This window comes from Streptomyces sp. NPDC051173 (genome assembly GCF_040689515.1).
Lineage (GTDB): Bacteria > Actinomycetota > Actinomycetes > Streptomycetales > Streptomycetaceae > Streptomyces.
The window spans coordinates 289106-300937 of sequence record NZ_JBFBBD010000002.1 but is presented as its reverse complement, the minus strand read 5'-3'; the positions used below and the strand labels follow the sequence as shown (position 1 = coordinate 300937).

At 73.5% G+C, this 11832-nt stretch carries 10 protein-coding genes, 1 pseudogene and 1 riboswitch; of the genes and pseudogenes, 6 read left to right on the top strand and 5 right to left on the bottom strand.

The features are described 5' to 3' along the window. Positions 1-405 precede the first annotated feature (405 nt). Entirely contained in the window at positions 406-1605 is a 1200-nt protein-coding gene (locus AB0435_RS02835) for a cytochrome P450 (RefSeq protein ID WP_366006759.1), read from the top strand. 154 nt (positions 1606-1759) lie between these two features. On the opposite strand, the gene AB0435_RS02830 is transcribed toward AB0435_RS02835, so the two are convergent. Both AB0435_RS02830 and AB0435_RS02825 read right to left on the bottom strand, forming a co-directional pair. Then, positions 1760-2365 (bottom strand): YIP1 family protein, encoded by a 606-nt coding sequence (locus AB0435_RS02830; protein WP_366006760.1) that lies wholly within the window; start codon positions 2363-2365, stop codon positions 1760-1762. A 74-nt stretch (positions 2366-2439) separates the two neighbouring features. Next, the gene (locus tag AB0435_RS02825) at positions 2440-3996 is read right to left on the bottom strand and encodes an APC family permease (protein WP_366006761.1); all 1557 of its coding nucleotides are present in this window, start codon (positions 3994-3996) and stop codon (positions 2440-2442) included. 178 nt (positions 3997-4174) lie between these two features. Next, a riboswitch (cobalamin riboswitch) is annotated at positions 4175-4393 on the top strand. Positions 4394-4424: 31 nt separating this feature from the next. Here AB0435_RS02825 and AB0435_RS02820 point away from each other — a divergent pair. The 3 genes and pseudogenes from AB0435_RS02820 (at position 4425) to AB0435_RS02810 (ending at position 7182) form a co-directional block, all read left to right on the top strand. Next, positions 4425-5555: a HoxN/HupN/NixA family nickel/cobalt transporter gene (locus AB0435_RS02820; protein WP_366006782.1), complete on the top strand. Its 1131-nt coding sequence runs from the start codon at positions 4425-4427 to the stop codon at positions 5553-5555. Between the two features lie 82 nt (positions 5556-5637). Next, a pseudogene (locus tag AB0435_RS02815) lies at positions 5638-6675 on the top strand (NAD-dependent epimerase/dehydratase family protein); the annotation flags it as partial. Continuing rightward, positions 6652-7182, top strand: coding sequence for a YidB family protein (locus AB0435_RS02810; protein WP_366426045.1), 531 nt, complete (start codon positions 6652-6654; stop codon positions 7180-7182). The pseudogene AB0435_RS02815 and the gene AB0435_RS02810, both read left to right, overlap by 24 nt. 52 nt (positions 7183-7234) lie before the next feature. Here the strand turns inward: AB0435_RS02810 and AB0435_RS02805 are convergent, their stop codons facing one another. The 3 genes from AB0435_RS02805 to AB0435_RS02795 form a co-directional block, all read right to left on the bottom strand. After that, positions 7235-7900, bottom strand: coding sequence for a class I SAM-dependent methyltransferase (locus AB0435_RS02805; protein ID WP_366006762.1), 666 nt, complete (start codon positions 7898-7900; stop codon positions 7235-7237). After that, a complete protein-coding gene (locus AB0435_RS02800; RefSeq protein ID WP_366426032.1) occupies positions 7897-8700 on the bottom strand; it encodes a DUF2064 domain-containing protein in 804 nt (267 codons plus the stop codon). Before AB0435_RS02800 ends, AB0435_RS02805 begins: the two co-directional genes overlap by 4 nt. Positions 8701-9091: 391 nt before the next feature. After that, complete coding sequence (locus tag AB0435_RS02795) at positions 9092-9811, bottom strand: glycosyltransferase family 2 protein (RefSeq protein WP_366006764.1); 720 nt, start codon at positions 9809-9811, stop codon at positions 9092-9094. Between the two features lie 114 nt (positions 9812-9925). On the opposite strand from AB0435_RS02795, the gene AB0435_RS02790 reads away from it, so the two are divergent. Next, entirely contained in the window at positions 9926-10654 is a 729-nt protein-coding gene (locus AB0435_RS02790) for a response regulator transcription factor (RefSeq protein WP_366006765.1), read from the top strand. Beyond that, positions 10647-11756 carry a HAMP domain-containing sensor histidine kinase gene (locus AB0435_RS02785; RefSeq protein WP_366006766.1) on the top strand — a complete coding sequence of 370 codons (1110 nt, stop codon included), beginning with the start codon at positions 10647-10649 and terminating at the stop codon, positions 11754-11756. The genes AB0435_RS02790 and AB0435_RS02785 overlap by 8 nt, the downstream gene beginning before the upstream one ends. Positions 11757-11832 lie beyond the last annotated feature (76 nt).

Here is an 11832-nt window from a genome sequence, read left to right as displayed (position 1 = left end):
CGCCGGTGTTGGTGTGGGTGCCGCCGGAGCACTTCGCGTAGTGGCCGCGGCGGCCGTCCCAGGCGGTGCTCGGCCGGAAGCCGCCCTGGAACCAGTCTGCGGGGTGTTGTGTTCCGCACCACCGCTTCGCGGTTGTGTCCTCAAGCTCCCCCAGCTACCGCTGGGAGGTGCCCCCAACGGGCTGGTTTGATCCCCGGGTTCGCCCGGACCCCGCACCACCGCTTCGCGGCGGTGTCCTCAAACTCCCCCAGCTACCGCTGGGAGGTGCCCCCAACGGGCTGGTTTGCCCCCCGGGTTCGCCCGGACCCCGCAACACGCTTCGCGCGTTGTCCTCAAACGCCGGACGGGCTCGTTGGGGAAACGCACCGGTCAGGCCCTGAACCTGTCCGTCTAGAGTCGTCTTTCATGCAGAACACCGCCTCCTTCGACGTCAGCGCGATGACCACCGATCCGTACGGCACCTACGCCAAGCTGCGTGAGGCCGGGCCCGTCCAGCGGATCGCCGGCTCCGACGGCCGGCCCGCCTGGCTGGTGACCCGCTACGACGACGTGCGCCAGTGCCTCGCGGACCCCCGGCTGTCGCTGGACAGGCGCAACGCCAAGCCCGGCAACTACAGCGGCTTCTCGCTGCCTCCGGCGCTGGACGCGAACCTGCTGAACATGGATCCGCCCGACCACACCCGCGTGCGCCGCCTGGTGGTGAAGGCGTTCACCCCCGGCCGCGTCGACAAGCTCCGCGCCCCGGTGCGCCAGGTCGCCGGCGAACTCCTCGACGCCGTCGAGGCCGGCGGGCGCGCCGATCTCCTCGCCGCCTACGCGGGACCGCTGCCCATCATCGTCATCTGCGACCTGCTGGGTGTGCCCAAGGAGGACCGGCTGGACTTCCGTGCCTGGACCGACGCGATGATCGCGCCCGACCCCGAGCGGCCGCACCTGCTGAAGGAGGCGGTCGGGAGCCTGGTGCGCTTCTTCGTCGGACTGATCGCGAGCAAGCGCGCCGAACCCGGCGACGACCTGCTCTCGGACCTGATCGCGGTCCGGGACGACGGCGACGGGGGAGACCGGCTCTCCGAGGACGAGCTCACCTCGCTCGCCTTTCTCATTCTCTTCGCCGGCTACGAGAACACCGTTCACCTCATCGCCAACTCCGTCCTCGCCCTGCTGGATCATCCGGCCTTGATGGAATCCTTGCGATCGGATCCGGCCGGACTCGGCGCGGCGGTCGAGGAGTTCAACCGGTGGGACGGACCCGCACCCCTGGCGATCAGGCGATTTCCGCTGGAGGACATCGAGATCGGCGGGGTCACGGTGCCCGCGGGCGAGACCGTGCTGCTCGCCGTCGCCTCCGCGAATCGTGATCCTCGTCACTTCGTCGATCCGGAACGGCTGGATCCGAACCGTGATCGTTCCGGGCATCTGGCGCTGGGGCACGGCATCCACTACTGCCTGGGAGCGCCGCTGGCCAGGATGGAGACGGAAACGGCGCTGGCAGCGCTGTTGGAGCGGTTCCCGTCGCTGGAGCTCGACGTTCCGCGCGAGGAGCTCAAGTGGCGGCCTTCGGTGCGGGCGCGTGGCTTGATTTCGCTCCCCGTGCGGTGGTCATAGAAAAAGCCGAACAGGTTTTTGATGCATGACCCATCCTTGATGAGGTAGAACTGTGCGTGAGCCCGCCCGGTGTGCATCCCCCGTCGCACCGGGCGGGCCGTCGACTTCCGCCACGGATCTCCTCCGTGCGCGACGGCCGTCGCCGGTCCGGACCTCAGCCGCCGGCCGGGAACTTCAGCAGCGCGACCGCCGCCAGCATCTGAATGCTCACCGCCGCCACCGCCTTGTGCGTCGGCAGGTGGTGCTGGCCCCGGATCAGCAGCGCGGAGAAGGCGTATCCGAAGCCCGCGGTGATCCAGGCCGCGGCCCGTACGGGATAGGAGCCGCCCGGCAGCCAGGCGTCGAGGGCCAGCCGTGGCAGGTCCGTCGCCCAGAAGATCACCACGAACAGGGTGACCGTCGGGCCGAACTTGCCGTTGCCGCCGAGCCGGCGGGCGATCGCGTGCGTGGCGGCGCCCAGCAGCAGGCTGGCGAGGAGCAGGACGCCGTCGGCGATGGCCACCGCCTCCATGGCGAGCGTGGGACTGACCTGCCACTGCGCCCGGAAGTCGCCCCTGCCCAGCGTCCCCAGCAGCCCGGCGAGCAGGCACAGGAACGTCGCCGCACCCCAGACGCTGCGGTCCCGGGCCTCGTCGAGCACTTCGACCGGCCGGAACCACAGCCCGAATATGAGGCGGTGCCAGAGCAGTCTGCGCGGTGCCGCGGCCGGGGCGTGCGGTGAGGAGGCCGGGGGCGCGGAGGGTGAGGGGGTCACGGGCATGGATGCAATTTCTATCACCGAGCGGCCCGGTCACCGGTGGCCGGGCCGCTCGGCCCCTCGTGCGTGAGGCGGCGTCAGACCGGTTCGGGAGCCCTGGGATCGGTGTCGGCGCCCGGGCCCGCGCCCGGCCCGGCGTCAGGGTCGGGGCCCGCTCCCGGGCCCGTGGAGCCGTCGGGATCGGCGCCCGCGTCGGGGTCGGGGGCGTGCAGGTACTCCTCCGAGATCTCGCGCGGCCCGAACGGCCACACCTTCTCGTAGCGCGCCCAGAGCACGAACGCCACGCAGCCCGCGGCGACCCAGGCGAGCGACCATTCGATGGGGTGCCGGCCGGGGGAGTTCTTGTCCGCGTAGCCGTAGATCACCAGCCAGCCCACGAGCGCCACCAGGCTCGGCAGCGGATAGAGCCACATGCGGTACGGGCGGCGCAGCCCCGGCTGCCGGCGGCGCAGCACCGACACCGCCGCCACCTGGGCCAGTGCCTGGACGATCACCATCACGGTCGTCAGCAGCTGGATCAGCGTGGTCAGGTCCGTATGACGGCCGATCAGGAAGCCGACGCAAGTGATGACCCCCATCGACGCCAGGCCCAGCACCGGGAAGTGGTGGCGCGGGTGCAGGCTGCCGAAGGAGCGGAAGAAGACCTTGTCCCGCGCGGCGTCGTAGGGCACGCGGGAGCCGCCGAGGAGCCCGGTGAGGACGGAGGCGACGGCCGTGACGAGGATCAGCACCGTGATCGTCCGGGCCGCGCCCTTGCCCCAGGCCGCCTCCAGGACCGCGGAGGCCACGGAGGAGTGCGCCGTGGAGTTCTCGTCGAGCATCTGCTTCCAGTCGACGACCCCCAGCGTGCCGATCTGGAGCAGCAGATAGATCGCCATGATGCCGAGGATGGAGTAGACGATCGCGCGCGGCAGCGTCCGTCCGGGGTTCTTGATCTCGGCGCCCATGTAGGCGGCGGTGTTGTAGCCGAGGTAGTCGTAGATGCCGATGGTCAGGCCCGCCGCGAAGCCGATCCAGAAGTGATTGGTCGTCAGCTCGAAGGCGTGGGCGGGGTAGGTGAAGGCGCGGTCGGGGCTGAAGTGGGTGAACGCCGCGACGATGACGAGGACGACCGAGGCGATCATCACCGCCCACAGCACCACGGTGAGCCGTGCGATGTTCTCGACCCGCCGCCACAGCGCCGCGACGATGAGCACGATGACCGCGAGCCCCACGAGGTCCCCGGCGGTCTGCCCCATGCCCGGCCACAGATAGCCGAGGTACTGCACGAAGCCGATGATCCCCGTCGACATGCCCAGCGGGATGAACAGCATGGCCGTCCACACGAACAGGAACGGCATCAGCTTCCCGCTGCGGTACTGGAACGCCTGCCGCAGATACACGTAACTGCCGCCCGCCCCCGGCAGCGAGGCGCCCAGCTCCGCCCAGATCAGCCCGTCGGCGAGCGCCAGCAGCGCGCCCGCGACGAATCCGATCACCGCCTGCGGGCCGCCGAACGCCGTCACCATCAGGGGGATGGTGACGAAGGGCCCGATACCGCACATCTGGCTCATGTTGATGGTGGTGGCCTGGAACAGCCCGATCCGGCGTACGAATCCGACCCGTTGCTCCGGTTCCTGTCCGGTGTCCGCCATGGGTGTGCCCTCTCTCTGCCGGACGGGGTGACCCGTCAACTGCACTGGTAGCACCGGCCCGCGGGGCACGTCCAGCATCGGCGCCAAGGAACGGCGGGCGGAGTCGCGAGAGGTCAAGGTTGCTTCCTGCTTCCCTATGGCAACTGCCACTTCTTTGCCACTCCCGCCGGTCAGGGCGTTAAAGTGGCCCGGCCGTGGTGCTCGGGAAGACCGGTGACGGACCCTCGTGGTCCCACTCCGGAGCGGCCCTCGCCACTGTGATCGGGGAGTTACCGTCCCGTTCCGCGCGCACCCACGGGCGCGTGGAGCCACTGGCCGCAGCCGGCTGCCGGGAAGGCAGGGGCGGGCGCGAGCGAACCCGTAAGCCAGGAGACCGGCCACGGCATCTCACGAGAAGATCCACGAGGTGCTGGAGCGTGACCCGCAAGATGACCCTGCCCACCCGAACCCCCGCCGGGCCCGCCACCGGCGGCCTGCCCGCCTTCCGCTGGCGCCGCCAGGACACCGTGCGCACCGCCGGCCTCCTGGGCGTCATAGCCGCCCTGCACGTCGTCGCCTTCGGCGTGCTCTATCTGCTCGTCGTCCCCGACCACTACACCGTGGACTCCAAGGTCTACGGCGTCGGGCTCGGCGTCACCGCCTACACCCTCGGCATGCGGCACGCCTTCGACGCCGACCACATCGCCGCCATCGACAACACCACCCGCAAGCTGATGGCCGACGGCAAGCGCCCGGTCTCGGTCGGCTTCTGGTTCGCCCTCGGCCACTCCAGCGTGGTCGTCGTCATGGCGGCCCTGGTGGCGGGCGGCACCCAGATCGCCGGGAAGCTGATGGACGAGGACTCCACCACCCACCAGACCCTCGGCGTCGTGGGCACCTCGGTCTCCGGCGGCTTCCTCTACCTCATCGCCGCCCTCAACCTCGTCGCTCTCGCGGGCATCCTGCGCATCTTCCGCGCGATGCGCGAGGGCCGCTACGACGAGGCCGAGCTGGAGCAGCACCTGGACTCGCGCGGCTTCATGAACCGCATCCTCGGCCGCTTCACCCGCTCCATCACCCGCCCCGGCCAGATGTACCCGCTGGGCTTCCTCTTCGGCCTCGGCTTCGACACCGCCACCGAGGTCACCCTCATGGTGATGGCGGGCAGCGGCGCGGCCGCCGGGCTGCCGTGGTACGCGATCCTGTGCCTGCCGCTGCTGTTCGCCGCCGGGATGAGCCTCTTCGACACCCTCGACGGCACGTTCATGAACTTCGCCTACCAGTGGGCGTTCTCCAACCCCGTCCGCAAGGTCTACTACAACCTCACCATCACCGGCCTGTCGATCGCCGTCGCCTTCCTCATCGGCACCATCGAGCTGGTCACCGTGCTGCACGACAAGCTCGACATGAACGACCCGGTCACCGGCTGGATCTCCGGCCTCGACCTCGACAACGTCGGCTTCGTGATCGTCGGCCTCTTCGTGGTCGTCTGGGCGGCCGCGCTCGCCTACTGGCGGTTCGGCAAGGTCGAGCAGCGCTGGGCGGCGCGCGCGGCCACGGCCACGAGCGAGGCGGCCTGACGGCCGGCGCGGTTCTTACGGACCGGTGACGGCGGGGCGCCAGGACGGGCGCCCCGCCGCCCGCGCCCCTAACGTCGGGACCATGCGCGTACTCGTCACCGGAGGCGCGGGCTTCATCGGCTCGCACATCGTCACCGCACTCACCGCACGCGGGCACCGGCCCGTCGTCCTCGACGCACTGCTGCCCGCGGCCCACCCCGAGGCACCGCCCCGGCCCCCCGGTGTCGAGTGGACCGGCGCCGACCTCCGTGACCGCGTGGCCGTGGCCGGTGCCCTGCGCGGCATCGACGCCGTCTGCCACCAGGCCGCGATGGTCGGCCTCGGCAAGGACTTCGCCGACGCGCCCGCCTATGTGGGCTGCAACGACCTCGGCACGGCCGTCCTCCTCGCGGAGATGGCCGCCGCGGGCGTACGCCGCCTGGTCCTCGCCGGCTCCATGGTCGTCTACGGCGAGGGCCACTACGTGTGCCCTCGGCACGGCGTGGTGCGCCCCGGCCCGAGGGCGGCCGCGGACCTCGACGCCGGGCGCTACGAACCCCACTGCCCGCGCTGCGGCCGGGAACTGACGCCGGGCCTCGTCGACGAGGAGGCGCCCGCCGACCCCCGCAACGTCTACGCGACGACCAAGCTCGCCCAGGAACACCTGGCCGCCGCCTGGGCCCGCGCCACCGGCGGCACGGCGGTGTCCCTGCGCTACCACAACGTCTACGGCCCGGGGATGCCCCGCGACACCCCGTACGCGGGCGTCGCCTCCTTCTTCCGCTCCTCGCTCGCCCGCGGCGAGGGACCCCGCGTCTTCGAGGACGGCCGCCAGCGGCGCGACTTCGTGCACGTACGGGACGTGGCCGCGGCGAACGCCCTCGCGCTCGAACACCTCGCCCACCGCCCCGCGGGCACCCTGCGCGCGTTCAACTGCGGCAGCGACACCCCGCACACCATCGGGGAGATGGCCGCCACCCTGGCCGCCGCGCACGGCGGACCGGCGCCCGTCGTCACGGGCGAGTACCGGCTCGGCGACGTCCGCCACATCACCGCGTCGTCGCGGCGCCTGCGCGAGGAGCTGGGCTGGCGCGCGGAGGTCGGTTTCACGGAAGGAATGGCCGAGTTCGCACGGGCGCCACAGCGCGTCCGACCGTGGCTGCGTACGGGTGAACATCCCGCCATCCCGGGCCGGAGCCGCCGTCCCGGGATAGATGGATGGCATATCGGTGCGCTTCCGGGAAAGGCGGCAGACATGGCGGACAACGACCTGGGAACCCTGCTCGGCGGGCTGCTCGGCGGCAGCAAGGAAGGCTCTCTGCTGGGCTCGCTGCTCGGCGCGCTCGGCAGCGGGGGAGGGGAGTCGCTCTCCGGCCTGCTGCAGCAGCTCCAGGAGGGCGGTCTCGGCGCGAAGACCGGTTCCTGGGTGGCCACCGGGCCCAACGAGCCGGTCAGCGGCCCGGAAGTGGCGCAGGCACTGCCCTATCAGGCGCTCGACCACGTCGCCCAGAAGGCGGGCGTCACCCCGGAGGAAGCGGCGGACCAGCTCGCCCGGGTGATTCCGCAGGCGGTCGACAAACTGACGCCCACGGGCGAGGTCCCCCAGGGCTCCCTGGAAGAAGTGATCGCCCACCATCAGGGCGGCTGACCCGGGCGGGGGATCCCCGCCCGGGCAGCCGCCCGCCGCGCCGTGGCCCGCGTCAGAGCCGCAGCGCCGCGAACGGACGCTCCGCCGACTCCCAGCGGTCCGCCATCCGCCACCCCACCGCGTCCGCGTGCCGCAGCAGCGCGGTCATCCCCACCCGCGCCCAGGGGAACGCCGGCCCCAGCCGTCCCCGGCCGTCGTCCACCCGCACCCGCACCCGCTCGTCGACGTCCGCCGTGGCGGCCTCGACGAGGAGGAGCCCGCGCGGCGCGGTGATGGCGGCGACCCGGGCCAGGAGGGCGCGGGGGTCACCGCCGATCCCGATGTTCCCGTCGACGAGCAGTGCGGTGCCCCAACGGCCCTCGCCCGGCAGGGGGTTGAACACCGAACGGCAGAGCGCCGTGCCTCCCGTGCGGCGGGTGCGGGCGACGGCCGCCGGGCTCACGTCGACGCCCAGGGCCGGGCGGCCCAGCGCGGCCAGGGCGGTGACGAGGCGGCCGGGGCCGCAGCCGATGTCGATGACCTCGCCCTCGCAGCGGTCGAGCACGGTCATGTCGGCAGGGTCCGCGTCGGCGCACCAGCGCTCCACTTCGAGGGGCAGCAGCCAGCCGTCCGCGCGGCGCAGGAAGAGCGGGCCGCGGCCGATGTGGACGGCGTCCGCGTAGGGGTCGGAGCTCCAGGCGCCGGTGGTCCGGCGCACGGTCAGTTCGCCGAGGGTCACCGGGCGGCCCCGGCCGCGACGGCCGCCGCGAAGAGCCCGTGCGGTGCCGCGGCCGCGACGTGGGCCGCGTCCTCGGCGGTGTCCACGTCACGGAGTTCGGGCAGGTCGCGCACGGCGAGCCCGGCCTCGGTGAGACGGCGCCGCTGGGCGGCCCCGGTGCGGGCCGTGGACATGGGGACGCCGCGCACCAGGCCGGGCCGGGGTTCCGCCATGCCGAGCGCCCAGAACCCGCCGTCGGCGGCCGGACCGAACCACGCGTCGCACCCGCGCCACGCGTCGTCCGCCAGCGCGGGGGCCAGCAGCCCGGCGGTGACCTGCGGGGTGTCCATGCCGATGAGCAGCGCGGGCCCCGCGCACCCGGCGAAGGCGGCCGCGAGCCGCTCGTCGAGCCCGCCCGCGCACTGCGGCACGACGTCGAACCCGGGAGGCAGCCAGCGCCCGGGCCGGCCGTCGAGGACGAGCACGCGCCGCCGCGCGGGCATGGCGAGCACGGCCCGCAAGGTGTCGGCGAGCGCGGCCTCGGCGATCCGGGCGGCCAGCTCCGGGCTGTACGGCGGCGTGAGCCGCGTCTTCACCCGCCCGGGCAGCGGCTCCTTGGCGATGACGAGAACCGTGGTGGGCCCGACGGGCGAGTGCCCGACGGCGCGGGGTCCGGGTCGGCCGGGCGAGTGATGACGCCATGGGGCGCCGGGGACGGTGGGCTGATACGGGTCGTGGGGCCGCGCCGGTGCGGCGGTGCCGGACGAGGCGCCGGGATCCGTCGGACGGCCCGGCGCCGGTCGCTCGGGGGATGCGTTCATGAAGCCGTGACCGCCTTACTCGTGGGAGCCGTCCGTAGGACGCGTCGCGTGACGCGGGCTGGGTGACAGGTGCCCTTCGCCTTGGAGGGGGTGTCCTGGGGATTGGAGGAGGTGTGCATGGGGGTGCGGCCTCGGTCTCCGTGGGGGCCGTTCGCGGGGTACGTCGCGTGGTTTCGGCCGTAGACCGGGTGCGGGCCGCTTCCGGCGCTCCCGCTGATGGGGCGGCCCGGTGCTGGGTGCTGAGAGGGCGTGATCACGGCGTCGTGGCCTCCGCGCCCGTGGCAGCGGTCGGCAGAGTGGCCCGCGTGTGGTGAGCGGTAGGCCCGGTGCGGGGCGCTCCTGACGTTCCCGTCCACGGCGTGGCCCGGCGTCGGGCGTTCGGAGGGCGCGTTCATGGAGTTGCGGCCTCCGCGCTCGTGGGAGCCGTCCGCAGGACACCCCGCATGTCGTGGACCGCGCGCCACGTGCCGCGCCAGGTGCCGGTCACCTTCGACGTGCCTGTGCGGGGGCGGTACGGGACGTCCGTCTCGGTCACCCGCCAGCCCGCGTCGCTGGCGCGGACGACCATCTCCAGCGGGTAGCCGCTGCGGCGGTCCGTCAGGCCGAGGCCGAGCAGGGCCTCGCGGCGCGCGACGCGCAGGGGGCCGAGGTCGCGCAGGCGCAGGCCCGTACGCCGGTGGAGCAGGCGGGCGAGGGCGGCGTTGCCCAGGCGGGCGTGCAGCGGCCAGGCGCCACGGCCCTCGGGCCGGCGGCGGCCCAGCACGAGGTCGGCGGTGCCGGAGCGTACGGCCTCCGCCATGGCGGGCAGCAGCCCGGGGTCGAGGGAGGCGTCGCAGTCGCAGAAGGCCACGAGTTCCGCGTCGGCGGCCCGCAGCCCGGCGTGGCACGCGGCGCCGAAGCCGCGCCTGGGTTCGTGGACGACGGTGGCCCCGAGCGAGCGGGCCACGTCCGCCGACCCGTCGGTGGAGCCGTTGTCGACGACGACGGCCCGCCAGCCGGCGGGGACGCGGGCCAGGACCCAGGGGAGCGCGGCGGCCTCGTCGAGGCAGGGGAGGACGACATCGACGCGGTCGGTGCGCGAGGTCGCGGTCTGGTCTGTCACGCTGTTCACCCTACGGAGAGAATTCCGACATTTCAGACCTCGCGTTCTTACGAAACGCGGACATCGCCCGGCCCGCGCCCGACGCCGCCGGGCGCCCGCCGTCCGGCGTGCGACGCTTGCGGCATGCAGACCGCACCCCCCGCCCGCGTGCTCGTCGTGGACGACGACCCGACCGTCGCCGAGGTCGTGGCCGGCTACCTCGACCGGGCCGGCCTCGCCGTCGACCGGGCCGCCGACGGCCCCGGCGCGCTGGAGAAGGCCGCCGCCTTCCGCCCCGACCTCGTCGTGCTCGACCTGATGCTGCCCGGCATGGACGGCCTGGAGGTGTGCCGCCGACTGCGTGCCGCAGGGCCGGTCGCGGTGATCATGCTGACGGCGCGCGGCGACGAGGACGACCGCATCCTCGGGCTCGAGCTCGGCGCGGACGACTACGTGACCAAGCCCTTCAGCCCCCGCGAGCTGGTGCTGCGCGTCGAGTCCGTCCTGCGCCGCGCCCAGGCGCGCGCCGCCACCGGACCCGCCTCGGCGCCCCCGCTGCGGGCCGCCGGCCTCACCCTCGACCCGGTGGCCCGCCGGGCGTCGAAGGACGGCGTCGAACTCGCCCTCACCGTAAGGGAATTCGACCTGCTCGCGTTCCTGCTGCGCCACCCGGGCCGGGCCTGCGGGCGCGAGGAGCTGATGCGCGAGGTCTGGGGCTGGGAGTTCGGCGACTTGTCGACGGTGACCGTGCACGTGCGGCGGCTGCGCAGCAAGGTCGAGGACGACCCCGCGCGGCCCCGCCTCATCCAGACCGTCTGGGGCGTCGGCTACCGCTTCGAGGTCCCCGCGGAAGGCGGGCCCGGCCATGCGTGACGTCCTGCTCATGGCCCTCTTCGCCTTCCTCGGCGCCGCGGCCGCCGGGCTGCTGGGCGCCGTCGCGCTCCGTGCGCTGCGCCACCGCTCGGTCGCCGTCTCGCTGACGGTGGTGGCGGCCGTGTCGGTCACGGCGATGCTGGCCGGGACGCTCGCCGTGGCCTGGGCGATGTTCCTGTCCTCGCACGACCTGACCGTCGTCACGACCGTCTGCGCCATGGCCGCCGTCGTCTCGCTCGCGACGGCCCTGCTGCTCGGCCGCTGGGTGGTGGCCCGCAGCAACGCCCTGACCCGCGCGGCCCGTTCGTTCGGCGACGACGGCAGCTTCGCCGCCCCCGGGGGCGGCGCCACCGCGGAACTCGCCGAGCTCGGCCGCGAACTGGCCGCCACCAGCGAGCGCCTGGCCCGCTCCCGGGAGCGGGAGAAGGCGCTGGAGACCTCGCGCCGGGAACTCGTCGCCTGGATCTCGCACGACCTGCGGACCCCGCTCGCCGGGCTGCGCGCCATGTCCGAGGCGCTGGAGGACGGGATGGCCGAGGACCCCCAGCGCTACTTCCGCCAGATCCGGCACGAGGTGGACCGGCTCAACTCCATGGTCGGCGACCTCTTCGAGCTCTCCCGCATCCACGCGGGCGCCCTGCCGCTGTGCCCGAGCCGGATGTCGGTGTACGACCTGGTGGGCGACGCCCTCGCCGGGGCGGGACCGCTCGCCCGCGAACACGGCGTGCGCCTCGTAGGCGACCGGGTCGACGCGGTCCCCGTGGAGGTCGACGGCAAGGAGATGACGCGCGTCCTCGGCAACCTCCTCGTCAACGCGATCCACCGCACCCCCGAGGACGGGACGGTCGCGGTGGCCGCGCGGCGGGAGGCGGACACGGTGGTGCTGTCCGTGACGGACGGCTGCGGCGGCATCCCGGAGGACGACCTCCCCCGGGTCTTCGACACGGGCTGGCGGGGCTCGGCCGCGCGCACGCCTCCGGCGGGGGCGGGGCTGGGGCTCGCGATCGTACGGGGGATCGTGGAGGCGCATGCGGGGCGGGCGACGGTGTGCAACGTCCCTGGTGGGTGCCGGTTCGAGGTGGTACTGCCTGCGGCGGTCTAGGCCCCGCCGCGGCGGGGCCTGTTCCCTGGCCCCCGCCCCTTCCCGGCTGTGTCCGATGTGCGGCTCCGCCGCGTAG

Excerpts from the sequence above, each read along its gene's own strand:
- AB0435_RS02835 (WP_366006759.1), top strand. The coding sequence starts at position 406 with ATGCAGAACACCGCCTCCTTCGACGTCAGCGCGATGACCACCGATCCG.
- AB0435_RS02830 (WP_366006760.1), bottom strand. The coding sequence starts at position 2,365 with ATGCCCGTGACCCCCTCACCCTCCGCGCCCCCGGCCTCCTCACCGCAC.
- AB0435_RS02825 (WP_366006761.1), bottom strand. The coding sequence starts at position 3,996 with ATGGCGGACACCGGACAGGAACCGGAGCAACGGGTCGGATTCGTACGC.
- AB0435_RS02820 (WP_366006782.1), top strand. The coding sequence starts at position 4,425 with ATGACCCTGCCCACCCGAACCCCCGCCGGGCCCGCCACCGGCGGCCTG.
- AB0435_RS02810 (WP_366426045.1), top strand. The coding sequence starts at position 6,652 with ATGGCCGAGTTCGCACGGGCGCCACAGCGCGTCCGACCGTGGCTGCGT.
- AB0435_RS02800 (WP_366426032.1), bottom strand. The coding sequence starts at position 8,700 with ATGAACGCATCCCCCGAGCGACCGGCGCCGGGCCGTCCGACGGATCCC.
- AB0435_RS02790 (WP_366006765.1), top strand. The coding sequence starts at position 9,926 with ATGCAGACCGCACCCCCCGCCCGCGTGCTCGTCGTGGACGACGACCCG.
- AB0435_RS02785 (WP_366006766.1), top strand. The coding sequence starts at position 10,647 with ATGCGTGACGTCCTGCTCATGGCCCTCTTCGCCTTCCTCGGCGCCGCG.